Source organism: Mycobacterium montefiorense (genome assembly GCF_025823255.1).
Classification (GTDB): Bacteria; Actinomycetota; Actinomycetes; order Mycobacteriales; family Mycobacteriaceae; genus Mycobacterium; species Mycobacterium montefiorense.
Genome location: NZ_JACKVL010000003.1, coordinates 116,643 through 139,417, shown reverse-complemented (window position 1 = coordinate 139,417; position 22,775 = coordinate 116,643). Strand labels below are relative to the sequence as shown.

At 65.0% G+C, this 22,775-nt stretch carries 23 protein-coding genes; 10 read left to right on the top strand and 13 right to left on the bottom strand.

What is annotated here, in order from left to right:
• Position 1 precedes the first annotated feature (1 nt).
• On the top strand, positions 2–1,189 hold the full coding sequence (locus tag H7K34_RS01420; RefSeq protein ID WP_264059050.1) for an FAD-binding domain: 1,188 nt from the start codon (positions 2–4) through the stop codon (positions 1,187–1,189).
• A gap of 45 nt (positions 1,190–1,234) precedes the next feature.
• Here H7K34_RS01420 and H7K34_RS01415 read toward each other — a convergent pair whose 3' ends face one another.
• Positions 1,235–2,020 (bottom strand): Rv3717 family N-acetylmuramoyl-L-alanine amidase, encoded by a 786-nt coding sequence (locus H7K34_RS01415; RefSeq protein ID WP_372510661.1) that lies wholly within the window; start codon positions 2,018–2,020, stop codon positions 1,235–1,237.
• 228 nt (positions 2,021–2,248) lie between these two features.
• Between H7K34_RS01415 and H7K34_RS01410 the strand changes: the two genes are divergently transcribed.
• Positions 2,249–2,992, top strand: a complete 744-nt coding sequence (locus H7K34_RS01410; RefSeq protein WP_264059241.1) for a cutinase family protein — start codon at positions 2,249–2,251, stop codon at positions 2,990–2,992.
• A gap of 38 nt (positions 2,993–3,030) precedes the next feature.
• Positions 3,031–4,200, top strand: coding sequence for an acyl-CoA dehydrogenase family protein (locus H7K34_RS01405; RefSeq protein WP_264059047.1), 1,170 nt, complete (start codon positions 3,031–3,033; stop codon positions 4,198–4,200).
• A gap of 3 nt (positions 4,201–4,203) precedes the next feature.
• Here the strand turns inward: H7K34_RS01405 and H7K34_RS01400 are convergent, their stop codons facing one another.
• Genes H7K34_RS01400 through H7K34_RS01380 form a run of 5 tightly spaced genes read right to left on the bottom strand, consistent with a single transcriptional unit; the run spans position 4,204 to position 7,735 of the window.
• Positions 4,204–4,770 carry a TetR/AcrR family transcriptional regulator gene (locus H7K34_RS01400; RefSeq protein ID WP_108921493.1) on the bottom strand — a complete coding sequence of 189 codons (567 nt, stop codon included), beginning with the start codon at positions 4,768–4,770 and terminating at the stop codon, positions 4,204–4,206.
• Between the two features lie 50 nt (positions 4,771–4,820).
• A complete protein-coding gene (locus H7K34_RS01395) occupies positions 4,821–5,375 on the bottom strand; it encodes a carboxymuconolactone decarboxylase family protein (RefSeq protein WP_264059045.1) in 555 nt (184 codons plus the stop codon).
• Complete coding sequence (locus tag H7K34_RS01390; protein WP_264059044.1) at positions 5,372–5,881, bottom strand: carboxymuconolactone decarboxylase family protein; 510 nt, start codon at positions 5,879–5,881, stop codon at positions 5,372–5,374. The genes H7K34_RS01395 and H7K34_RS01390 overlap by 4 nt, the downstream gene beginning before the upstream one ends.
• Before the next feature lie 4 nt (positions 5,882–5,885).
• Complete coding sequence (locus tag H7K34_RS01385; RefSeq protein ID WP_264059042.1) at positions 5,886–6,755, bottom strand: dioxygenase family protein; 870 nt, start codon at positions 6,753–6,755, stop codon at positions 5,886–5,888.
• 14 nt (positions 6,756–6,769) lie between these two features.
• Positions 6,770–7,735, bottom strand: coding sequence for a quinone oxidoreductase family protein (locus tag H7K34_RS01380; RefSeq protein WP_264059037.1), 966 nt, complete (start codon positions 7,733–7,735; stop codon positions 6,770–6,772).
• 122 nt (positions 7,736–7,857) lie between these two features.
• Here H7K34_RS01380 and H7K34_RS01375 point away from each other — a divergent pair, with 122 nt between their 5' ends.
• The gene (locus H7K34_RS01375) at positions 7,858–8,736 is read left to right on the top strand and encodes a LysR family transcriptional regulator (protein ID WP_264059032.1); all 879 of its coding nucleotides are present in this window, start codon (positions 7,858–7,860) and stop codon (positions 8,734–8,736) included.
• 2 nt (positions 8,737–8,738) lie between these two features.
• On the opposite strand, the gene H7K34_RS01370 is transcribed toward H7K34_RS01375, so the two are convergent.
• The 3 genes from H7K34_RS01370 to H7K34_RS01360 form a co-directional block, all read right to left on the bottom strand.
• Complete coding sequence (locus H7K34_RS01370; RefSeq protein ID WP_264059029.1) at positions 8,739–8,891, bottom strand: hypothetical protein; 153 nt, start codon at positions 8,889–8,891, stop codon at positions 8,739–8,741.
• Between the two features lie 107 nt (positions 8,892–8,998).
• Complete coding sequence (locus H7K34_RS01365) at positions 8,999–10,252, bottom strand: HNH endonuclease signature motif containing protein (RefSeq protein WP_264059027.1); 1,254 nt, start codon at positions 10,250–10,252, stop codon at positions 8,999–9,001.
• Between the two features lie 188 nt (positions 10,253–10,440).
• Positions 10,441–10,893 (bottom strand): VOC family protein, encoded by a 453-nt coding sequence (locus H7K34_RS01360; RefSeq protein ID WP_264059026.1) that lies wholly within the window; start codon positions 10,891–10,893, stop codon positions 10,441–10,443.
• 64 nt (positions 10,894–10,957) lie between these two features.
• Between H7K34_RS01360 and H7K34_RS01355 the strand changes: the two genes are divergently transcribed.
• A complete protein-coding gene (locus H7K34_RS01355) occupies positions 10,958–12,220 on the top strand; it encodes a cytochrome P450 (RefSeq protein ID WP_264059025.1) in 1,263 nt (420 codons plus the stop codon).
• Between the two features lie 91 nt (positions 12,221–12,311).
• Here H7K34_RS01355 and H7K34_RS01350 read toward each other — a convergent pair whose 3' ends face one another.
• Positions 12,312–13,646, bottom strand: a complete 1,335-nt coding sequence (locus H7K34_RS01350; RefSeq protein ID WP_264059023.1) for an adenylate/guanylate cyclase domain-containing protein — start codon at positions 13,644–13,646, stop codon at positions 12,312–12,314.
• A 62-nt stretch (positions 13,647–13,708) separates the two neighbouring features.
• Between H7K34_RS01350 and H7K34_RS01345 the strand changes: the two genes are divergently transcribed.
• The 4 genes from H7K34_RS01345 to H7K34_RS01330 all read left to right on the top strand — a co-directional run bounded on the left by H7K34_RS01345 (position 13,709) and on the right by H7K34_RS01330 (position 19,520).
• On the top strand, positions 13,709–14,566 hold the full coding sequence (locus H7K34_RS01345) for a phytanoyl-CoA dioxygenase family protein (RefSeq protein WP_264059021.1): 858 nt from the start codon (positions 13,709–13,711) through the stop codon (positions 14,564–14,566).
• Between the two features lie 21 nt (positions 14,567–14,587).
• Entirely contained in the window at positions 14,588–15,970 is a 1,383-nt protein-coding gene (locus H7K34_RS01340; RefSeq protein ID WP_264059019.1) for an FAD-binding oxidoreductase, read from the top strand.
• A 210-nt stretch (positions 15,971–16,180) separates the two neighbouring features.
• Positions 16,181–18,484 (top strand): putative bifunctional diguanylate cyclase/phosphodiesterase, encoded by a 2,304-nt coding sequence (locus H7K34_RS01335; RefSeq protein ID WP_264059017.1) that lies wholly within the window; start codon positions 16,181–16,183, stop codon positions 18,482–18,484.
• Positions 18,485–18,509: 25 nt separating this feature from the next.
• Positions 18,510–19,520 (top strand): TIGR03617 family F420-dependent LLM class oxidoreductase, encoded by a 1,011-nt coding sequence (locus H7K34_RS01330; RefSeq protein WP_264059012.1) that lies wholly within the window; start codon positions 18,510–18,512, stop codon positions 19,518–19,520.
• On the opposite strand, the gene H7K34_RS01325 is transcribed toward H7K34_RS01330, so the two are convergent.
• The 3 genes from H7K34_RS01325 to H7K34_RS01315 all read right to left on the bottom strand — a co-directional run bounded on the left by H7K34_RS01325 (position 19,517) and on the right by H7K34_RS01315 (position 21,201).
• Complete coding sequence (locus H7K34_RS01325; RefSeq protein ID WP_264059010.1) at positions 19,517–20,215, bottom strand: mycothiol-dependent nitroreductase Rv2466c family protein; 699 nt, start codon at positions 20,213–20,215, stop codon at positions 19,517–19,519. The two genes, H7K34_RS01330 and H7K34_RS01325, sit on opposite strands and share 4 nt — an antisense overlap.
• Positions 20,216–20,224: 9 nt before the next feature.
• On the bottom strand, positions 20,225–20,704 hold the full coding sequence (locus tag H7K34_RS01320) for a hypothetical protein (protein WP_264059008.1): 480 nt from the start codon (positions 20,702–20,704) through the stop codon (positions 20,225–20,227).
• Between the two features lie 62 nt (positions 20,705–20,766).
• Positions 20,767–21,201, bottom strand: a complete 435-nt coding sequence (locus tag H7K34_RS01315) for a protease inhibitor I42 family protein (protein ID WP_264059237.1) — start codon at positions 21,199–21,201, stop codon at positions 20,767–20,769.
• 71 nt (positions 21,202–21,272) lie between these two features.
• On the opposite strand from H7K34_RS01315, the gene H7K34_RS01310 reads away from it, so the two are divergent.
• The gene (locus H7K34_RS01310; protein WP_264059005.1) at positions 21,273–22,739 is read left to right on the top strand and encodes a MauE/DoxX family redox-associated membrane protein; all 1,467 of its coding nucleotides are present in this window, start codon (positions 21,273–21,275) and stop codon (positions 22,737–22,739) included.
• Positions 22,740–22,775: the final 36 nt, after the last annotated feature.

The following is a 22,775-nucleotide window of genomic DNA, read 5'->3' as shown; positions in this document are numbered from 1 at the left end:
GATGAAGATCGCGATCAGCGGCGCCGGGATCGCCGGCCCAACCTTGGCGTATTGGCTGGGCCGCACCGGGCATCACGCCACCCTGATTGAGAAAGCCCCGGCATTGCGAACCGGAGGCTACGTCGTCGACTTCTGGGGCGCGGGTTATCGGATCGCCGAACGAATGGGCCTCGGCCCGCAGTTGCAGGCAGCCGGATATGCCGTCGTGCGCGAGGTGCGGCTGGTCGACAGGCGCGGCGACAAGGTGGGCGGCTTTCCCACGGACGGATTCCGGCGCATGGCCGCGGGACGATTCACCAGCCTGGCTCGCGGCGATTTGGCGGCCATGATCTACGGCACTCTCGCCGACGATGTGGAGAGCCTCTTTGCGCAGAGCATCGCGACCATCGGGCAGGACGACACCGGGGTCCGGGTTGGCTTCCACAGCGGTGCATCGCGCGAATTCGATCTTCTGATCGGCGCTGGTGGTTTGCATTCGCCCGTGCGGAGTTTGGTGTTCGGTCCCGAGGCGGGCTTCGAGCGCGACCTCGGTTATCGCGTTGCCGCATTCGAGGCGCGTGGTTACCGTCCGCGCGATGAGCTGGTCTATGTGTCCTATGGCATCCCGGGAGGCATGGTCAGCCGGTTCGCCATGCGCGATGACCGCACCATGTTTCTGTTCGTCTTCACCAGGGAGCAGATCGGTGGCGCCGACCCCCAGGGTACCGATGAGGTCAAGAGGCTGCTCGGTGCGGTGTTCGGCGGTGCGGGTTGGGAATGCCCGCGCATCCTGCAGGCGATGGACGACTGCGCGGACATCTATTTCGATCGGGTGAGTCAGATCGCGATGAACGGTTGGTCCGACGGGCGGGTGATGCTGATCGGCGATGCGGCAGCCGCCGTGTCGCTGTTGGCCGGGGAGGGCACCGGGCTGGCCATGCTGGAGGCCTATGTGCTGGCCGGTGAATTGCACCGCGCCGGCGGCGATTACAAGACGGCTTTTCACGAATACCAGCGCCTACTGCGGCCCTTCGTCACCGGCAAGCAGCGCTCGGCCCACAGGTTCGCCGCGACGTTTGCCCCGCGGACACGGCGAGGACTATGGGCACGCGACAAGCTCACCAGCCTGCTATCGCTGCCGTTGGTCGGCGACTGGATCATTCATCGGCAGCTCCGCGACGACTTCGACCTGCCGGACTACGGAATATAGGCAGCGGTCGTCGCGAGAAGCACTGTCTGAGAACAAAATTCCGGCTCAGCGGCCGTTGGCGTTCAGAAACGCGACGATCCCCTGCGTGACGGCCGCGGCGTACTTCGCCTGTCCATCGGCGCTTTCCATCCGCGCGGCTTCGTCCGCGTTCCTCATGTTGCCGAGTTCGACGAGCACTGCCGGGTACAAAGCGAGGTTCAGACCGGCGAGGTCGTCGCGCCCGTAGAGGCCGTCGGACCCGACGTAGGTCGACGGGTGAAATCCCGCCTGGACCAGGGCATCGCGCATGGTGTGCGCCAGTTGTATCGCCGGGCCGGACTGGACGGCGTTGCGCGGTGGGCTGGAGTAGTTGACGTGAAATCCGCTGCCGGACGGCGGACCACCGTCGGCGTGGATGCTCACGATCGCGTCCGGATGCATCGCATTGGCCTGGTCGGCACGCTGGTCGACGCAGGGTCCGACGGAGCTGTCGTTGTCGCGAGACAGCACGGTGTTCACGCCCATTTGCCGCAGCGATTCACTGATCAGGCCGACGACCGCCCAATTGAACGCATGCTCGGGATAGCCGTCGTTAGTCGCGGCGCCCGAAGTTTGGCACGGTTTGGTGCCGCCCCGGCCATTCGGGACTTGCCGATTTATCGAGGCGTCATTCACGGCGTTGTGGCCCGGGTCGAGGAACACCGATGATCCGGCGACTCCAGCCGACGCGAGTGGGGCGTCGAGAGTGGCGACAGCGAAGAGCACCGGTGCGACACCGGCAAGTTTCAAGACTTCGCGTCTAGAAGCAGATTTCGGCCGGCCGCACCCTGGTGGCGCAGGCGGTTCGTTCACCGCGCGATGGTAGCAATCCCCCTGCTATTGTCAGCACCAAGCCGATTGATTTGTAAAGGCACGACATCGGGACCCGCCAGCAGACCTTCGGCTATCGACCGGGATATCAGGCCAAATAAGACGACTACAAATCTTGTGCGTGTCGCTTTTGTGGTCTTCGCCAACGGTGGTCAACTGGTCTTGGAACTCAGAGGTTTGGGATGGATACCAATGGGCACTTATTTCGGCATGATCGCCGGTCAAATCATTCGAGTCGCTAACCCCATGGCCGTAGTAGCCGTGGGCCTTGGCACCACTTTCCTTGTCTCCCCTACTCCGTCGGCGTCGGCCGAACCGTGCCCCGACGCTCAAGTGGTATTCGCGCGCGGTACCGGTGAGCCCGAAGGTGTCGGCCCCACCGGACAAGCCTTCGTCGATAACCTGCGCGGGCGCGAAGGCGGAAAGTCCGTCGACGTCTACGCGGTGAACTACCCCGCCAGCAATGAGTGGGAGACCGGCGTGGACGGTATTAGGGACGCCAGCAACCATGTCATATCGATGGCGGGCAGCTGTCCCAAGACCAAGATGGTGCTCGGCGGCTTCTCTCAGGGCGCGGCCGTGATGGGCTTCGTCACCTCCGCGCAAGTGCCCGACGGGGTCGATCCGGCAACGGTTCCCAAACCGCTGGCACCCGAGATCGCCGACCACGTGGCCGCGGTGGTGCTTTTCGGAACACCTAACGTGCGCGCGATGAACTTCCTGGGTCAGCCGCCGTTGGTCATCGGGCCAACCTATGCGGGCAAGACCATCAAGGTGTGCGCCAACGAGGACCCGGTGTGCTCGGACGGCATGAACTTCGCGGCCCACGACACCTACGCCGACGACGGCAGCATGATCGACAAGGGTGTCTCCTTTGCCGTCAGCCGTCTGGACGCCGCCCCCGGCGCACCGGCACCAAAGCCGCACGCACCGACCGGCGGCTTCGGCAACTGACCGGCTTTACATACTAAAAAGTATGTTACGGTGACCGCATGTCCGCGGTTGCTAGCCGCTCGCTGCACGGAATCACCGACGAATTCGTCGCGCGGTTAGCGCAGCGCGCCGACGAAGCTGAGCGATTGCGGCGGCTGCCCGCAGCGACGGTCAGCGAGTTCAAAGAGACGGACCTGTTCCGGCTGCTGCTCCCGGCCCGGTTCGGCGGAATCCAAGCATCGTTTCCCGAACTGCTGGAACCGATTCGGCAGATGGCACACGGCTGCACCTCGAGCGCATGGACGTTGGGGTTCTACGCACTGCACAACTGGATGCTGTCGCTGTTCGACCCGCGGCTTCAGGAAGAAGTGTTCGCCTCGGGCCCGGTGTTGGCGCCCGCTCCGCTGGCCCCGACCGGCCGCGGTACTCCAGCCGATGGCGGCGTGCGCCTGACCGGTCGGTGGTCGTGGTCGACGGGCGCGATGGATGCCGATTGGGTAATCGTCGGCGCGCTGGTCGAGCGAGACGACAGCATCGTTCCGGCACTCGTGGTGGTGCCCGCCGACCAGGTCGAGGTCGACGACGTGTGGCACACCGCGGGCATGCGCGGAACCGGTTCTCACGACGTGATCGTCACGGACGTCTTTGTCCCCGAACACCGCATCGCCAGCGTGGCCGATATCTATGGCGGCACTGCGCCGGGAGCGCATGTGCACGGGGCGGCCACCTACCGATGGCCGCTGGTGCCGGCCCTCGCGCTGGTGGCGTCGATGCCGGTGCTCGGCGCCGCCGAACGGGTCACCGAGCTGTTCGCCGAGCGGCTCGGCGGCCGCGTCCTGGCGTATAGCGGTGTGGCACAAAAGGATCAGCCGGCCGCACAGATCAGGCTCGGCGATGCGACGGTGCGGCTGCGCGCGCTGCGCGCGCTGGTCGCCGAGACCGCCGCAGGGATCGACGAGCTCGTTGTCAGCAGTGAACGTGTTCGGCGATCGGTACGGGCCAACGCCCGGCTGGCGGCGGCGTACACGGTGCACGAGTGCCGCGCGATCATCTCCGACCTGATGGAGTCCGCCGGCGCCAGCGCACACTTCCTGTCCAGCCCGTTGCAGCGCGCCAAGCGCGATGTCGATATTGCAGCGGGCCATGTCGTATTCGACTATGACGTGTGCCGAGAGTTGGCCGGGGCATTGGCGATTGGAGCCAAGATCTCACCGATCGCGATGGTGTGATCGCTACTTCGGATCGGCCAGCATCATGTCCAGGAAGCGTTCGTGTTGAGCCGCCTTCTGCGCCTGGCCCGGCGTGGCTGTGAGGTGCAGCAGTCCGATCCCGGCCGCGAACGTCAGCTCCGCGCGCAACCTGGCGTCCTCGACACTGAAACCGCAGTCCGCGTACGCCTTTGCGACCGAACGAAGCAGCCGGCGATCGGCGTCGCGGATGTTGGCGGCGGCGGCCTGGTCGGTGCGGGCCCACTCCCGCATGGCGCGTTCGAGCATCCAGTGCTGCGGCCGAACCAAGGCAATCATCATGGTGGACAGCCGTTCCCGGGGCGGCAGCGCATCGATCTCGTCCAGCGATTGCCGGTCCTGCTCGCGGAACGTGTTCCACGATTCGACGAGTGCGGCGCGGTAGCTATCCATATCCTCGAAGTGCCAGTAGAAGCTGCCGCGGGTGGCGCCGACTTGCCGGCAGAGCCGTTCGATCTTCAGGGCACGTGCGCCCTCTTCGGCGAGCAAGGTGTACCCAGCCTGCAACCAGTCGTCGGCTGACAGGCGCGTCGAGGGCTTACGCGCGGCCACGTCGTGCAACGTTACGGGCAATCAGACCGCATCGTGAGACTTGTGCGAAATCAACGCCGCGTGTCGGTTGGGATCGTTGGCAGCCGCGCGGTTTCGTCCAGGTCGACATCGAGTGCGTTGAGCATCAACGCCAGCCCCGCGTACCTGCTGATAACCATCAGCACCTCCACGGTGGCCTCGGCTCCCAGTTCCTCGCGCACGCCCTCGAATAGTGCGTCCGCGACCGAGCCGGTGCTGACAAGTTCGGTTGTCAGAGTCAGCACCGCTAGCTCGGTCTCATCGAAATAGTCTGTTCGCCAATCGGACTCGGAGATAACGGCGCCGATCTCGTCGGCGCTAAGCCCCGCCGTGCGCGCGACGTCGCGGTGCTGGCCGAGCTCGTAGGCGCAGTCCATCAGCGAAGCGGTCCGCAGCGTCACCAGTTCACGCAACCGCCGGGGCAACACCGGACTGGTCAGGGCGTCGCGGCCGGCCAGCATCCAGCCGGTGAAGGCGTTCTCGGCGTTCGCCAGCGTCCGGTAGACGTTGAGATTGCCGCGCTCCCGGGCCAATTCGCGGGCCTGCTCGGTCATGTCTTCGGGCCGCCGATACGGGATACGCGTCATTCGATATCCAAGTCGACGGCGTTGAGCACCAATGCCAGCCCGTAGTAGCAGCTGACGATCATCAGCAATTCGGTCAGCACCTCGTCGCCGAAGACGGCCTGGGCGGTCGCGAACGACTCGTCGCGCAGGTGGTGGGTGGTGCACAACTCGGTGACGACCTCGACGGCCGTGCGTTCGGTGTGGCGGAAGCCGGCTCCGTCGAGTTCGCCGGTGGCAAGCGCGTCGAGCTGTTGCTCGGTGAGCCCCGCGGCGCGGCCCAAGAGCAGGTGCTGGGCAAGCTCGTAGGCCGAGCCCTGCAGGTTGGCCACCCGCAGCACGATCACTTCCCGCATGCGCGCGCTAAACGTCGGGCTGGCGTAGAGCTCGTCGACCATCTGCGACCAGCCGGGAAACACGTTGGGCGCGTTGGCCAGTAGCCGGAAAACGTTGAGGTTGCCGCGCCGGTCTGCCCACTCGCGAATGGACTCGGGCTGCTGGTCGAGGTCGGCGAGCTCGATGCGTGTCATGGTTTCACTGTGCCGCGAGGGTGAACGTCCAGTCCAGCGTGACGAAGGGTTCGTCGACTTTGGTTCCATCCGGCGCGATGCCCGGCTGTTGGCGCGTGAAGTCGGCCTTCAACGAATCCTGCGCCGAGAACACCGCGTCGCAGTCGATGTACGGGTCGTCTTTGAGGAATAGCTGGGTGATTAGCGACTGGTAGCCGTCGGCCTGGAACCAGAAGTGCACATGTTGAGGGCGCATCACGGATCGATTGGCGGCGCGCATGATCTCCCCGCACGGGCCGTCGGTGGGCACCGGGTAATAGCGCGGCGTGATCGAGCGATACCAGAATTCACCGTCGTCGTTGGTGGTCAGCAGCGCGCGCATGGCGAACTCGCCGTGCAGCTGCTCGGTCAGCTGAACATCGTAGAACCCGGTGCCGTCGCTATGCCAGGTGTCGACCTTCGCGCCTCTAATGGGCTCACCGCTTTCGTCGACGACGCGGGCCGTCACGAACATCGGGGTTCCCGCGACGCCGTTGGAGATGTCGGCCCCGTTGGGGACGGTCGGGCGGCCCTCGACGTAGAACGGGCCCAGCAGCGCGGAGTCGGTGGCCGATCCGCCGGGGTTCTCGTTCATGGTGTCCAGCAGCATCGACAGCCCGAGGATGTCGGAGAGCAGCACCACCTCTTGACGGGTGGGGCTGGAGATTTTGCCGAGCCGTTCGACGAAGTCCATTGCGGTGAACCATTCGTCGCCGGTCAGCCGCACCTCCCGGGCGAAGTCGTGCAGATGCTGGGTCAAGCTTTGGAAAAGTTGGCGAAAGCGATCGTCGGTGGATGTGTCGAAGGTCTTCAGCACTTCGTCGGTAATCGTCTCTTCGGTGAGATTGGTCGCCATTGTGGTTGCCTTCCTTAGGGATTGATCACGACGCGGCCGGATACCTGGCTGGCGACCGCTTGATAGGCTGCCGCGCTGTCGTCGAGGGAGTAGCGCGCGGTGATGGGCAGTGGGCGAAAGTCGCCGGATTCGAAGTGGGGCCGGAGCTGCTCCAGGATGTGCGCGCAGTCGACGACACTGAGTTTGCCGCTGTCGATGCCCAGGATGCGGGTTTCGTTGCGGTACAACGCTCTTATATCGATGTCAACCTTTGGCGAGCCCACCGCACTGATGACCACCAGCCGGCCGCGGTGCGCAAGGGAGGCCAGTGCTGCGTTCGTCGTCACGCCGCCGACCGCGTCGTAGACGACGCCGACTCCGCTGCCTTTGGTGAGCCGTCTGATTTCGGCGGCGACGTCGGTGTCCAGGGCGAGGAACTCGTCGATCACCTTGGCGGCGGGTGTTTCCGGCTCAGGTTTGCGACGGCTCACGCCGATCACCGAGGCGCCAAGCGCATGGGCGATCTGGGCGACGGCGCCGCCCACTCCCCCGGAAACGCCGAAAATGGCGATCGTTTCGCCTGTAACCAGTCGCGCCGTCTCGACGGCGCCGGCCCAGGCGGTGACGAAGTTGACGCCGACCGTGGCGGCTTCGTCGAAGCTGAGCGCTTCGGGTTTGCGTGCCAGTGCTTCGATAGGCACTTCTATGAGCTCGGCGTGCGAGCCGTCGCGGGTGAATCCGACGTCGCCGCCGGTGCCCCACACTTCGGCGCCTTCCCAATCGGGTGGGCCACTGACTACGACGCCGGCGAAGTCGCGTCCCGGCGTGCGCGGCAGCAGCGTCCAGTCCATCAGTCCGGCAACATTTTTCACGTCAGAAGGGTTGACGGATGCCGCTTCGACGCGAACGATCGCTTCCTGCCCGGTCGCCGTCGGGTCGGGCAGATCGGCGACGTGCAGGACGCTCGGATCACCGAACGTGTCGAAACGCAAGGCTCGCATGGCTGCTCCTCCAATGAGGTGATGGTCACTTTAGCTGCCAAGCCAAGGAAACACCTCCGAATTGATCGCGTCTAACGTTGAAAATCGATCAGAATGATCGCTGTTCGCGATAGATTGTTGGGATGGAGATGCGGCAGCTGGAGTACTTCGTCACGGTGGCCTCAGAGTTGAACTTTTCTCGGGCGGCCCAGCGGATCCACGTCGTGCAGTCCGCACTGTCGGCGTCGGTAGCGAAACTGGAAAAGGAACTCGGCGTCGAGCTGTTCAACCGGTCAAAGCGCCAGATCGTGCTCACCGCGCCAGGCGAGGTCTTTCTGCAGCATGCCCGCGAAGTCATCCACACTGTGCAGCGGGCGCAGGCGTCCATGGCGGATTATCGCGATCAGCTGACCGGCACCGTCACACTCGGCACCCTGATGTCTTGGGGTGGGTTGAATCTGGCGACCGTACTCGAAGAGTTCCGGCGCCTTCACCCGCTGGTGACGGTTCAGCTGCGCCAAAGCCTCACCGGATCGGCTGGCCATCTGGAGGCGATCGCCGACGGGAAGATGGATCTCGCCCTGGTGTCTCTGTCTGCCTCGCCGTCTCGGCTTGTTGCGGTGCGCGAACTGACCCACGAGCCCATGGTCTTCGTTTGCGAGCCCGGCCATGAGCTGGCGGGTCGCCGGCACGTGAAGTTGGGCGACCTGGACGGGCAGGACTTCATTCAGTTTCCGCGCGGGTGGGGTATTCGCCAGCGCCTGGATGCGGGGTTCGCCGCCGCCGGGGTGCAGCCGACGAGTGCCTACGAGGTCGCCGACTACGCGATCGCCGCCGAACTCGTCAGACACCGACTGGCAGCGACCGTGCTGCCCGTCAGCGCGGCCGAACGATACCCCGACCTACGCGCTATCCCGTTGAGCCCGCCGGTGACGTGGACGCTGTATCTCGCATCCGCCGCGTCGCGAACCGGCGCCGTGACGGCACTCGTCGATACGATCACCCGCTACGTCGAAGGGTGAAATTAACTGTGCTGCATGGGCTCTGCGGCGTACCCCGTCATCGAATTCGGCCCGAGTTGGCTCACGTTAGTGCGCACGTCGGCGCGGATCGCGGTTGGGGTGTTGCCGAGGTCGTCGGGGTGGCGGGCCGGTGGTGCGGGTCTGGTCTTCAGCATTGAATTTCGCGATGCAGTTGCTGCGCGAATTGCGAACGAAATTCTTGATACCCCAACCCGTTTGAGCTTTGATCCGGTGTTGGTCATGACCGGCGGCGGTAAGCTATCTAGTTGGTTGTTGGTGGTGGTTGCGGCTGGAAGGGTTCATACCACCACCAGTTGGCGCGTGCGCCGGTGGGCCCGGGGCACGGTGGGACAGCGGGCGGGGGATGATTCGGCGGGCGCGCGAGTGATCCTGCGCTAAGCGGTCGACCGGAGCTGTCGGCGACGGTGAGGTCGTCGGCGGTTCCGGTGATGGTGATGACGCCGCGGTGGTGCAACCGATGGTGGTGTGGGCATACCAAGACCAGGTTGGACAACTCGGTGGGGCCGCCGTCTTCCCAGTGCCGGATGTGGTGTGCGTGCAGACCGCGGGTGGCGCCACAGCCGGGAACAGCGCACGTTCGGTGGCGGTGCTCGAGCGCGCGACGCAGCCGACGGTTGATCACCCGCATCGCTCGCCCGGCGCCGATGGGTGCGCCGTCACGTTCGAACCAGACTTCACAGGTGGCATCACAGACCAGGTATCGCCGTTCGGCGTCGGTGAGCAACGGACCCAGATGCAGCGCCGCGGCCCGCTGGGCGACATCGACGTGCACGACCACACTGGTGTGATGCCCATGGGGTCGGCGGGCCGCCTCGGCGTCCCACCCCATCTCGACCAGGCGCTTAAACGCCTCGACAGTGCCCGGCAACGACGGCGCCTGATCGCAGGCGCGGTCACCATTGTCGTGATCGTGCTTCCACTCGGCGATCAGCGCATCACGGTGAGAGGCCAGCGCCGCATCGAACTTCGCCGCGTCCAGGTGCGGAAGTTTGATCCGCCAACACGTGAACTCCTCGTCCGAGGTCTGGGTGATCGAGGCCTGCGGGCCTGGCCGGGCAGAATCGGGTTCGGGTCGCGGTTCCAGCTTGACCGCGGTGCGCAACTGGCTGACCGTGGCGACTGCGGCCAGCTCCGCATAGTGCTCATCGGATCCCTCGCCCGCCCACGCCGCGATCACCCCGACCTGATCCAGCGACAGCCGACCCTCCCGCATCCCCGCCACACAGCGCGGAAACTCCGCCAGCCGACGCGCGACGGTGGCGATCTTGTGGGCGGTTGCCGATGAAGCGCCGGTCTTCCAGCCCATCAACGCCGCCACCGACCGCGCGCCGGTGACGCCGCACAGCTCGTCGCGATCTATCTCGGAGGCGATCTCTACGATGCGCCCGTCGATGGCGTTGCGCTGACCGGTCAACTCCGCCAACTCGTCGAACAACACCTCAAGCCGCTCATCAGGGCGCGATCCAACGGCGCTAGACGATGCGGTCCGAGACATGACCCCATCATCGCACCGGGGTACGACAAATTTCGGCCGCCGATCCACGCCGGGAAGCGGCCGTCATCAACTGCCAACAGGTGCTCGACCCCGCGCGATCCACGCCGTCATCTGTCCTCCGCGCAGTCCCAAACCGGCGGCGCCGTAAGGGCTCCGGAGGACCTTGACGCACAATGCACGAATCGGTGCTACGGCCGTGGCGGCAACGCCGCCAGCCAGCCATCGGTAACCAACTCGATCATCTGCCCGTCCGGATCCCGAATGATGGCCATCGCTTCGGACACCGCCTCCTCGACCACCGATCCCCCGCACTTCGCAACCTTCGCCAGCACCGCACCCAGATCGGACACCGACAGCGAGATGTGGGTCAGCCCTACCTCATCCATCACGCGCGTCGGCCCGGCATGCACTTGCCGCTGGGAGTAGTCGATCAACTCCAGCACTAAGCCGTCGCGGACAAGGTAGGTCGCCTTCACCCCAAGCGGCTCGGGCAGCTGCACCACCTGCGCGGTGAGATTGTCGGACGGTTCGAGCTCCCACCAGAACTGGAAGCCGAGCACATTCTCGTAGAACCGGCGTGACCGCTCGGTATCCGCGACGCACAAGCCGACGTGATTGAAGGTCGTTCGGTAGCTACCCATTGCTCCTACTTCAGTCGGCCACTCGAAAGCGTAATAATGCAAAGATAGCCAGAAAGGCAACCCATTGACTCACCGCCCCGACGTGAGCGCCGATGCCCTGGTCGACTTCGACCACCACTCCGACGCGTTCAACCTCAACCAGGACGCGATCCACGCCGACCTGAGACAACGCTGCCCCGTCGCCTGGAATGAGCACTACGACGGATTCTGGTACCTCAGCAGCTACGCCGCGGTGAGCCAATCAGCCAGGGAGGGCGCCACTTTCGCCCACAAGTACGAACCCGACGCCGAAGACGGCGTGAACTACCAAGGCGAGATGGGCGTCCCGCGCCCCGAAGGCCAACCGGCCCTGGGAATCGGCGAGATCGACGGCGAGTACCACCTGGCTCTGAGACACGCCCTGGCCCCGTTCTTCTCCCCCGGCGCCGTCGACAAAATGAAGCCCTTCATGGAGGAGAAAGCCCACGAGTTCCTCGACCAACACATCGAAAACGGCGCGATGGACTTGGTGCTCGACTACGCCAGCCCGGTCCCGGCCATCCTCACGATGAAGTTGATGGGCCTCCCACTCGACAACTGGCACATCTACGCCAGCATGTTCCACAACGTCATGGCCGTCCCGCAAGACAGCCCCAAATATGCCGAAGCCATCGCGAAAGTCCCGGCGATGATGGAAGAAGTCCTCCAACACGCGGCCGCCAGACGGGCCGACAAGAAAGAAGACCTGACCAGCTTCCTGATCCAGTTCGAGTTCGAAGGGCAGCACCTAACAGACGAACAGCTGCTCAACATCCTGTGGAACCTGATCGCCGGCGGCGTCGACACCACCACCTCCCAAACCGCGCTCACGCTAAGGCATCTGGGCACACACCAAGACCTCAGACAGCAACTGATAAACCACCCCGAGCTTTACCGCACCGCCACCGACGAATTCCTGCGCTATTTCAGCGTCAACCGCTCACTCAGCCGCACCGTCACCAAAGACGTCGAACTCAACGGCCAACACCTCAAAAAGAACGACCGGCTCATCATCAGCTGGCTCTCGGCCAACCACGACCAGCAGGAATTCGACAATCCCGACAAAGTCATCCTGGACCGAACACCCAACCGCCACCTTGCTTTTGGGCTCGGCCCGCACCGATGCATCGGCTCACATCTTGCGCGGCTGATGTCCGAGGTGATGGTCAAGGCGGTCCTCGATCGCATCCCCGACTACCAGGTAGACCTAGACAACGCCCACCAATACCTGAGCAACCCGAGCATGACAGGGCTGAGCAAGCTACCGGTCACCTTCACGCCCGGAGGCAAACCCCGAGATCGACGCTAGCGTGCAGCTCACCGGCGTTTCTTCACGCCAGCGTCGATCTCGAGGAAAAGTCGCTGCGGCACAACAGGTGCACACCCGGCACCAAACGCGGTTAAACCACCGCAAGCACCGGCCAGCGACCGCGCACACCGCGGAGTTCGTGCGTGCCTCGGCTCTCGAACGAGAGCCGCGACCCGAGCACCAACGGCGGGACCACACCGGACACGAATACCTCCCCGGGCCCCGCCATCGCCATGATGCGCGCCGCGACATGAACCGCGATCCCGTGCACGTCGTGGTCCACCATCTCCACCTCGCCGGTGTGTAGGCCGGCGCGAACGATGAGTCCGAGGTCTTGCACCGAGTCGCGAATCGCGCACGCGCAGTTGATCGCTCGCGCCGGCCCGTCAAACGTCGCCAAAGCGCCGTCACCGGTGAACTTCACCACCTCGCCTCGCGCACTCAAGACATGCTTTTTCACGATCTCGTTGTGTGCATCGAGCTCGAGCGCCCACGCATCGTCGCCGATAGATTCGGCGCGTTCGGTCGATCCGACGATGTCGGTAAACATCACCGTCGACAGCACCCGGTTGGTCGGCGCGGCGGCGCGCCCCCCGGTGACGAACGATTCGATCTCGTCGACCACCCGGTCGGCATCACCGGCGAACCACACGTCGTCGTCCCCGTCGAGCTCCACCAACCGCGCCTGCGGGATGCGGTCGACGAGATACCGGGCGTGACCGCCCCTGGTATGCCGGTCATCGACGCGATGCAGCAGCAGCGTCGGCGCTTGGATGCTCTCCACTGCGGGCCGAACATCGGTGCGCAGGAAGAGATCGAAGACCTCTGTGAAGTAGCCGGGACCGCCGGACAAGCGCTCACCGCGCGCCCACCACCGCCGCTTGCCGGCATCAGTAGCCCAACTCGGCGCCAAGTTATCGGCCACCCCACCCCTTCCGACGGTGTCGCCGAAGGAGTCGACATACCGGCTGAAGGCCGGCTCGGGCATTCCGTGCGGATAGTCGTCGGCCCGCTGAAAGCGCGCATACGCACTGCACAACACCAGCGACCGCACCCGGTGCGGATGGCTCGCGGCCAGCAGCATGACCGGAAGCGCCGACTCGGACATCCCGAACACCGTCGCGCACTCACTCCCGACGGCGTCGAGCACCGCGACCAGCCCGTCGGTCCACGCCTGCATCGCCGGGCGGTCGTGGATCGGCACCGCGTCCGAGCTGCCTACCCCGAGTAGGTCGGTCGTGATCAGCCGGCTGAACGACGCCAGCCGACGCAGGTGCCCGGCGACGGTCGGCTCGTCCCACAGCAAGTCGATCGGGAACGTGCCGGTGGGGACGAACAGGAGGTCCGGCCCGTTGTCGGCCACGACCTGATAAGCGAGGTGGGCATCGCCGTCTCGCGCATAAACCGTTTCGGGCACGGCCGCCATGCAAGAAGCATGCCACCCTCGCGAACTTGACCGGCGGTCAATCTGGGTCCACTGTCGGGTACATGAGCATCGATGACGACCCGGTCACGACGCTGGACGACCTCAAGAACGACTTGGCGGGCCGGCACAAGTGGACGCCGAGCGGCGGCTCCTCGGTCGACCCCGCGATCGTCGACGCCGACATGGCCGCCCTGGACCGAGACGGCTACGTCATCTGGGAAAACCTGCTGAGCGCCGACGAGTGCCAGCAGATCCGGAACACCGTCACACCCTGGCTCGACCACACCGGGCGCAACGGCTTTGAAGGACGTCGCACCCAGCGCATCTACAGCGTGCTGAGCAGAACGCGCGGGTGCGACCGGCTTGCCGATCATCCGCGGGTGCTGGCGGTGCTCGATCGGCTGCTGATGCCCAACTATCTGCTTTCGGCGTTGCAGGCCATCAACATTCAGCCTGCGGAGTCCGCGCAGCTGCCCCATCACGACGACGGGTTCTACCCGATTCCGCGACCGCGAGCGCCGTTGACCGCCGCGACAATCTGGGCGATCGACGACTTCACCGCCGACAACGGCGCCACGGTGATATTCCCCGGCAGCCATCGCTGGGGCGCGCGCCCGCCCGGACCGGATGACCCGTCAATACCTGTCGTCATGCCCGCCGGCTCCTGCGTCTTCTTCGTCGGAACGACGTGGCACGGCGGCGGCACCAACACCACCGACCGCGCACGACTAGCCGTCACCGCCCAGTACTGCCAACCGTGGCTGCGGCCGATGGAAGCCTTCACCCTGTCGATACCGCGCGACGCCGCGCGAACGGTCTCGCCGGACATTCAGCGCATGATCGGCTACAGCATCCACCCGCCGTTCGTCGGCGCGGTGGACGGCCTGCACCCCTTGCGGTTGTTGGAGCAGCCCCAGTAACACCGCCTACAGTGTGCGTTCATGGGCGACATCACCGAGCAGCTCGCGGACATCGTCGGAGACCACAACCTGCTAGAGGGCGAAGCGATCCCCGACGACTATTGGCATGACGAGGAACTGACGCATCCGCCGCAGCAGCCTGCCTACGTCGCGAAGCCGGCCACCGCCGAGGAGGTCGCACAGCTGCTGAAAGTGGCTACGGAACAACATATTCCGGTGACGGCCCGCGGATCCGGGACCGGCTTGTCGGGTGCGGCGATACCGCGCGCGGACGGGCTGGTCATCTCCTTCGAGCGGATGAACGCCGTCCTCGAGGTCGACACCACCAACCAGGTCGCCGTCGTCCAACCGGGCGTGACGCTGCTCGAACTGGACGCCGCGACCGCCTCGGCAAACCTGCGCTACATGGTGCAACCCGGCGAACTGTCCTCCAGCATCGGCGGCAACGTCGGCACCAACGCCGGCGGCATGCGCGCGGTCAAATACGGCATAGCCCGCAATAACGTGCTCGGCCTGCAAGCCGTGTTGCCGACCGGCGAGATCATCCGCACCGGCGGCAAGATCGCCAAGGTGTCCACCGGCTACGACCTGACCCAGCTGATCGTCGGCTCCGAAGGCACCCTGGCTCTGGCCACCGAGGTGATCGTCAAACTGCATCCGCGGCTTGGCCACAGCGCCACCGTGCTCGCCCCGTTCGCCGACTTCGACCAGGTCATGGAGGCGGTGCCCCAGGTCATCGCCAGCGGCCTCGGCCCCTACATCCTGGAGTACATCGACAACGTGACGATGGCCGCGCTCGTGCACACCCAGAACCTGGAGCTCGGCGTTGCGGACCAGATCCGCGACAGCTGTCAGGCCTATCTCGTTGTGGGACTTGAGAATCGGACAGCGGAACGGCTGGACGAGGATGTCGAGCGGACCGGCGAGCTGGTCGCCGAGCTGGGAGCCCTAGACGCCTATGTGCTCGAAGGCGGCTCGGCGCGCAAGCTGATCGAGGCGCGCGAGAACGCGTTTTGGACGCTGAAGGCGATCGGCGCCGACGACCTGATCGACACGGTCGTGCCCCGCGGCGCGATGCCGAAGTACCTTGCCGCCGTGCGCGGCCTGGCGGCCGCGGTCGCCGGTGGCGCGGTGGGCTGCGGTCACGCCGGCGACGGCAACGTGCACCTGGCGATCTTTTGCCCGGACCCCGACACCCGCAAGAAACTCCTGACGGACATCTTCGCGCTGGCAATGGAGATAGGCGGCGCGATCTCGGGCGAACACGGCCTCGGTCGCGCCAAGGCTCCCTACTGGCGCGAGCTCGAAGACCCGGTCAAGGTCGACCTGCTGCGCCGGATCAAGCAGAGCTTCGACCCGGCCGGAATCCTCAATCCCGACGTGGTCTTTGCTGCAAAAGTCTGAGTGACCCCGGCACCCGTCGCATCACCGATCCAGATTCCTTTCCTGGATTGCAATCACATGAGCTGAGCAGTGCTGGCAGCGCCGAGGGACCCGGCCCATACGGCCTCGAAACGGTTCGGTGAAATTGTCGGACAGGCTAGCTGTACGGAGGACGGAAGCTCGCGCCGTGGATTATCCTGCATGCGAAAACCGCATCCGACAGGGCAGGAAATGTTCTCACTGACACGACGCCGAACCGCGGTGGCCGTGTTGGCGACTGTCGGGTTGCTCGTATACGGCGTGCTGCTGTTCACCGAAAATGGCTCGTCGGATCGCGCGCTGACCGGCCCGGTGGGGCTCTGGATTTTGAGCGTGTTTGCCAACGGCTGCGCCGTCGTCGCCGCCCGTGCCTCTCGCGGCCGCCAACGTCTGGCATGGACGGTGCTGAGCATCGGGCTGGCCGGCTGGACTGCAGGCCAAGCGGTGTGGTGGTACGTGAGTCTGGGCGGTATTCCGCCGATGCCGGAAGTCTCGGCGGCCAACTTGGGCTACGTGGTCTTGCCGCTGTGCGCGTTCGCCACCGCAGTGACCATTCCCAGCCGCGACGACTCCCAATTCGGCCTCGGCCTGCTGCTTGACGGCCTGCTCGTCGCCGCATCTTTGTTGATTGTGTTGGCCATTCTGGTGCTGGGCCACTTCCGACGACCTGCACATATAGTCAGCCTCCCGCAGCTGATGTTGGCCACCGCCACGGCCGTGTACCTCGGGCTTGTCGTCATGTCGCTCATCACCGTGCGAAAAGCCGAGCCGGGCCGCAAATTCTCACCGACGCTGATGACGCTGGGGTGGATCGTGATCGCCGCGGCCGGGATCGTCCGCGTCTTCGAGGACCACCCCGAACGGGTGCCTTGTCACGTCGTCATTTTCGGATGGGCCCTCGGAATGTACTTCGTCGCCCTGTCGGGAATTGCGTCTCGCCCCGGACCGGACCTCGACCTCGGATTTTCTCAGCCATTGTCGAAAACGTCGTTGTGGCTGCCGTATGGACCTGTGCTGTTGGCGATCGCCGTGGGCGGTGTGCACTTTTGGCCCTCGGACCCGGGCGATGCGTTCGTCTTCTCGGTCTGCGTGGTGCTATTCCTCACCACACTGGCCCGCCACTTGTTGCTGCTGGACCGCAAACAACATCTGCTTGCCGCGCTGTCTGACGCCGCCCTGCGGGACCCGTTAACCGGGCTAGCGAACCAGCGACTATTTGACGATCTGCTCTCGCACGCGGTCCGGTTGCACATTCACCACGCAGTTCCGGTCAGCGTAATTGCGCTCAATATCAGTGACTTCGCCATGGTCAATGACACGCTCGGTTATCCCGTCGCCGACGAGCTATTGCGCAGCGTCGGCGAGCGGCTGCAGGCCAATCTCCGCACTAGCGACACCGTCGCGCGGATGAACGGGGATCAATTCGCGGTCCTGGTGGAAGACCGCCCCGAGGTCGCCGCACAGGTCGTCAGGAAGCTCTCCCGGTCCTTCGACGAGTCTCTCGAACTCGAAGATCACCGGCTGCATGTGCACCTCAACATCGGCGTCGCGTCCGCCACCTCGGAATTCGGCTCAGCCCTGACCCCAGGCGAACTCCTCGAGCAGGCCGACGCGGCCCGGAGCTGGGCCCAGCAGGCCAGTTCGACCGATGTGCAGACATTCACCCCCGACATGGACGTCCAGCTCGGCAAACACTCGACGCACGGCGACGGTTTGGCCCGGGTGCAACTGCTTGGTGAACTGCGACATGCCATCGACGAACGCCTGCTAACGCTGCTGTATCAACCGAAATTCGACATGCTCACCGGTTTTGTCTGTGGCGCAGAGGCACTCGTGCGATGGCAGCACCCCGAACTCGGCACGTTGGCGCCCTCCGAATTCTTGCCGTTGGTCCGTCAACACGGGCTGATGGACGCCGTCACCGACCTGGTGTTGTCGCGGGCGGTCGCGGACGCGTCGCAGTGGTACGCCGCGGGTGCCGTTATCCCTGTAGCGATCAACTTGTGGGCGCCTTCGCTCGACGAGGATGCCTTGCCGGACCGGATCATGTCCGTGCTCGACCGTCGCAGCATGTCCGCCAGTTCGCTCACCATCGAGATCACCGAGGACCTGTTGGTTGGCGACCTCGCAAAGGCGCGCGCGGTTCTCAATCGTCTCCGCGAGGCCGGCATTCGAGTCGCGATCGACGATTTCGGCAGCGGTTACGCCTCGCTCACCTATCTGCGTGAGCTGCCGATTGACGACGTCAAACTCGACCATCAATTCATCGCGCCGATCCTGCACGACGACCGCGCCGCCACGATCGCACGAACGGTGATCAAGTTGACCACCACGTTCGGCATCGCCACGATCGCCGAGGGCGTCGGCGATGCGGAAACAGCCCAGCGACTCAAGGAATACGGTTGCGACGCCGTGCAGGGCAACTTCTTCTGCCCGCCGTTGCCGGCTGCCGACATTCCGCAGGTCCGCCATAACACCACGCTCGCGGCGCTCTAGTCACGCGACGGAATAGGGTTGCGCCGTGCACATTGACGTGATGGTGGTTCCGCAACCGTTGGGAGAGATCGGCGGCCTGGCCCAGCGCGCTCAGGCCGCGGGATTCTCCGGTCTGCTGTTCACCGAGACCGGGCGCACGGCCTACCTCAACGCCGCCGTGGCCTCGCAAGCCGCTCCCGGACTCGAGTTGTCCACCGGCGTCGCGGTCGCCTTTCCCCGCAGTCCTTTCGTCACCGCGGCCGAGGCGTGGGAGCTGCAGGAGGCGACCGGCGGCAAGTTCCGGTTGGGTCTGGGCACGCAGGTGCGCACACACGTCGTGCGCCGCTACGGAGTCCCGTTCGAACGCCCCGGCCCGCGGCTGCGCGATTACGTGCTGGCGGTGAAGGCGTGCTTCTCGGCGTTCCGGACGGGAAAGCTCGATCACCACGGCGAGTTCTACGACCTGGACTTCATCACGCCGCAGTGGAGCGCGGGCCCCATCGACGCGCCCGACCCCAAAGTCGATATCGCAGCGGTGAATCCGTGGATGCTGCGGATGGCCGGCGAAGTGGCCGACGGGGTACACGTCCATCCGCTCGGAGAGCTCGGTTATCTGAAACGCCATGTGCTGCCCAATGTTGCGGCGGGCGCGGAGAAGGCGGGCCGCTCGGCGTCGGACGTCACCGTCATCGTGCCGGCGATGACGATTGTCGGTGACAGCGACGAAGAACGCGACACCCAACGCGAGACGGTGCGCGCCAGCATGGCGTTCTACGGCAGCACCCCCAACTACGCATTCATTTGGGACGAGGCCGGATTCGAGGGCACCACCGCGCGCATCCGCGAGAAGCAGAAGGCCGGCGACTTCCAGGGTATGGCCGCCCAGATCACCGACGAGCACATTGCGGCGTTCGCCACCGAGTCGACGTGGGACGGCTTTGCCGACGCGCTGACCAAAAAGTACGGCGGAATCGTCACCCGCATCGCGCTTTACAACGCACTGGGCGACGACGAGCGCTTCGCGCGATACGGCGAAGTCGCCCGCCAGCTGCGTTAACCGCGTCCGCCGGCCAGCCGGTCGACGACGATGACTTCGCCGCGGTTGATGCTGACCCAATCGCGACCGTCGAGATAGGGACGCAGGCTTTGACCGATCAGCTCGGCATCAGCCGGTGATTTCGGCCGCTGAAGTTCGTAGACATGCGGCAGCTCGGCCATGCCGGTGACGACGTCCCACAGTTTGAGGGCCGCCGGCCCGGTCGGTGGATTCACCAACACCGGCCCGAACAGGCACTGTCCATCCATGAACAGCGTCGGGACACCGTAGCCGCCCGCATCCACCACTCGCTGATGGTCGGCGCGAACATCGTCATGCGTAGTCGAATCATCAAGTGCTGCATCCAAAGTCGCTTCGTCGATGCCGATGTCAGTCAACAAGCGTCGCGCCACCGCGGGTTCGTGCGGTTTGCCGCCTAGAGTGTGCAATTCGTGGCCGATCGCGGCATACCACCGGTCGAGCAACGACATGTCGGTGCGACGCAGCAGTGCGCCGATCCGCATCAACGACCAGCCGTAGGACCAGTCCCGCTCCCACGGGTGTTTCTTACCCGCTACCCGGTTGATCTCTTCCAGGCTGAAGAACCGCCAATTGACTGCGATGCCGAGCTGTGCGCGGACGTCGCGGATCCACACCGAGGTCTGAAACGCGAAGGGGCACATCGGGTCGAAGTGAAAGTCCACGGCAGTGCTCATCCCGTGACCCTACGACTTCGGACGCACTCCCGCGGCGCGATAGACGAAGACCGGTTCAACCGGGAACCGCAGCGAGGTGGTCGGCAGCTTTTCCAGCACGTCGTCGGGGACTTCCCTCTTGTAATGCAGCTTTATCGAACCGCTGAAGGCACGGTCCACGCCACGTAGGTCGATATCGATCAGCAGACCCTTCTTGGTGACCGTCGCGGACGCCGGACCCTTGGCGCTATCCCACGAGCAGTCGACGGACCGCAGATTGCTATCCCCACGCGTAGGGAAGGTGGCGACGATCCGCATGGTGCTGAAGGCGAACGCGCCCATATAGCGCGAGACACCCGACGCCGAAAAGACACCCGGGACATGCCCACTGAAATACCGCAGCACGCCGACCCGGTGGGCAAGGAAGATGAGCCCCTCGGCCTCGAGCTCGTCGCGAAGCCCGGCAGGCACGTTGGTCAGCTGCGACCAGTTGCGAGGGAAGCCAAGCACAGCCGAACGCTAGCCGCCCCGCGGCCGGTCCGCAGTCGATCACGCGACAACCTTTGTTGCCTTTACTGCACCGTCACGATCGCCGTGTACTGGCACACCGGTGCGGAGTTTTTGCCCACGAAGCTGGAGTAGTTGGTGGAAATCGTCGTCGTCCCGGGCTTCAGCGCCGTGAACATCCACACTTCGGTGCCGGGCGCTCCCAACACGTCGCTGCTCGGCTGCACATACTGGTGACTGGTCTGCTCGATGATGGAGGTATCGGCGATCTTCGTCGCGGCCAACCACCGGAACGGAGTGCTGTAATTCGCACCCAGCTGCAGCTTCAGCGTGTACCCGACCGCGAGAGTGACGTTCTGGGTGATGTTGTTCTGCTTCAGCACCTGTTCCATCGGAACCACGAGGGTCTTGCCCGTCGGCGGGTTCCTGCTCTCGAAGTGGCAACCCACCAACATCGAAGAGACGAGAATCGCGACGGTCACGAAGCGCTTGATCTTCACGAAAGTCATCACCTCCATTATGTCTGGGCGCAAAATGGTCCCGTTCGGCATCCGGCGACCGGAGGTTTGTGATGATCACCATGTTGGCGGCGCGACTGCTCCTCGCAGGCGTCTTTGCCGTTGCTGCGCTGGCGAAACTGGCCGATCGCAGCGGCGCGCGGCGGGCGGTTACGGCATTCGGCGTGCCGCGTGCGGCCGCGCCGATCGTAGCGACCGCGATGATTGCGACCGAGTTCGGCATCGCGGCACTGCTGACGACAGCACCATGGAACCGGGCCGGAGCCGTGGCGGCGTTGGTCGTGCTTGCGGGATTCGAAGCGGTGGTGCTGGTGAATCTCGCGCGGGGCCGACGTCCGGAATGCCACTGCTTCGGGCGGCTGTCCTCAGGCCCGCTCGGGTGGCCGACGCTGGCCAGGAACGCGTGTTTGGCAGCACTCGCCGCGTTCGTGGCATTCGACGCGCATTTTGGCTGGCCCTTAACGGCTTTCGGGATTGTGATGCTCGCCCTGTGGCTCGGCCCGGCGTCGCGTCGGCGCTGGCGGGCACGCGCGGGCGCGGCCGCCGGCCTGGCACTGCCGGACCAAGCCGGCGACATCTGGACGTTGGACAAGCTGCTGGAGCGCAGGCGGCCGCTCGTACTGATCTTCAGCCAGCCCGGTTGCGGGGCATGCGATCTGTTGCTGCCGACGGTGGCTCGGTGGCAGGGCGACCTGAACGGTCGCGTCAACATTGCCCTCGTCAACGGCGGACCTGCTAGCCACCGTGTCCCGGTCGAACTCGTCGATGAGCGTCGGGCCGCATTTGCCGCCTACGGCATCACAGCCACGCCCAGCGCCGTGCTCATCGACGAAGGCCGAAGGCCCGAAACAGCGCGTGGCGCAACGGCCATCAGCGACCTCGTCGACAAAGCCGTCCGAGTCTCGGAGCAGTCAGCATTGACTCGGCGGGGACTGTTGCGTCGAGCATCGGTGAGCCTGCTTCCCGTCGTAGCAACCACCGCTGCCGCCTGCGATTCCGGTAGCAAGAGCGACGCCAAAGTCCTCCAGGTCGAAGACATCTGGATGTGCGACCAAACCTTCGCGCTGTGCACCACCGCCCCCTGTGTGCCGTCACCGACCGACCCCAACATCTCGGTGTGCGACTGCGTCGTCGTCAACGGCAACTCGATCGGATCCAAGAACTGCACCGACCGGGCTCAGTCCGGCAACAAGATCCGGTCGGCCTTCTCGACGGTCAACATCAACGCGAACTTCGCTGTGCTGAGCTGCCCGTCCGGGGTGCCCTGGGCGAACTGCCTCGACGTGGAATGCGAGATCGATCCCGTCAACCCCGCCCGGGCCAAGTGCCAGTGCGTGACGGTGAAAACCGGCTCGTCGATCACGTTCGGCGGCGGCTGCGACACCGCCACCTGCACCTCGACCACCTGGTCGGCCGCGAGCCCGCAGATGTATCAGGACGGCATGCGGCAGCTCCGGACGGCGATGGATCGGGTGGGTAAGCCGGTCACCTTTCCCAAGCCCTGCCCCGCCACAAAGTAAGCCAGCGTTTCGGTCCCCAGGTTTGCTGGACGTCCG

Excerpts from the sequence above, each read along its gene's own strand:
- H7K34_RS01350 (WP_264059023.1), bottom strand. The coding sequence starts at position 13,646 with ATGGCGGCCGTGCCCGAAACGGTTTATGCGCGAGACGGCGATGCCCAC.
- H7K34_RS01340 (WP_264059019.1), top strand. The coding sequence starts at position 14,588 with ATGGGCGACATCACCGAGCAGCTCGCGGACATCGTCGGAGACCACAAC.
- H7K34_RS01385 (WP_264059042.1), bottom strand. The coding sequence starts at position 6,755 with ATGGCGACCAATCTCACCGAAGAGACGATTACCGACGAAGTGCTGAAG.
- H7K34_RS01380 (WP_264059037.1), bottom strand. The coding sequence starts at position 7,735 with ATGCGAGCCTTGCGTTTCGACACGTTCGGTGATCCGAGCGTCCTGCAC.
- H7K34_RS01390 (WP_264059044.1), bottom strand. The coding sequence starts at position 5,881 with ATGACACGCATCGAGCTCGCCGACCTCGACCAGCAGCCCGAGTCCATT.
- H7K34_RS01360 (WP_264059026.1), bottom strand. The coding sequence starts at position 10,893 with ATGGGTAGCTACCGAACGACCTTCAATCACGTCGGCTTGTGCGTCGCG.
- H7K34_RS01325 (WP_264059010.1), bottom strand. The coding sequence starts at position 20,215 with ATGAGCACTGCCGTGGACTTTCACTTCGACCCGATGTGCCCCTTCGCG.
- H7K34_RS01335 (WP_264059017.1), top strand. The coding sequence starts at position 16,181 with ATGTTCTCACTGACACGACGCCGAACCGCGGTGGCCGTGTTGGCGACT.
- H7K34_RS01310 (WP_264059005.1), top strand. The coding sequence starts at position 21,273 with ATGATCACCATGTTGGCGGCGCGACTGCTCCTCGCAGGCGTCTTTGCC.
- H7K34_RS01420 (WP_264059050.1), top strand. The coding sequence starts at position 2 with ATGAAGATCGCGATCAGCGGCGCCGGGATCGCCGGCCCAACCTTGGCG.
- H7K34_RS01405 (WP_264059047.1), top strand. The coding sequence starts at position 3,031 with ATGTCCGCGGTTGCTAGCCGCTCGCTGCACGGAATCACCGACGAATTC.
- H7K34_RS01365 (WP_264059027.1), bottom strand. The coding sequence starts at position 10,252 with ATGTCTCGGACCGCATCGTCTAGCGCCGTTGGATCGCGCCCTGATGAG.
- H7K34_RS01395 (WP_264059045.1), bottom strand. The coding sequence starts at position 5,375 with ATGACGCGTATCCCGTATCGGCGGCCCGAAGACATGACCGAGCAGGCC.
- H7K34_RS01345 (WP_264059021.1), top strand. The coding sequence starts at position 13,709 with ATGAGCATCGATGACGACCCGGTCACGACGCTGGACGACCTCAAGAAC.
- H7K34_RS01375 (WP_264059032.1), top strand. The coding sequence starts at position 7,858 with ATGGAGATGCGGCAGCTGGAGTACTTCGTCACGGTGGCCTCAGAGTTG.
- H7K34_RS01370 (WP_264059029.1), bottom strand. The coding sequence starts at position 8,891 with ATGCTGAAGACCAGACCCGCACCACCGGCCCGCCACCCCGACGACCTC.
- H7K34_RS01410 (WP_264059241.1), top strand. The coding sequence starts at position 2,249 with ATGATCGCCGGTCAAATCATTCGAGTCGCTAACCCCATGGCCGTAGTA.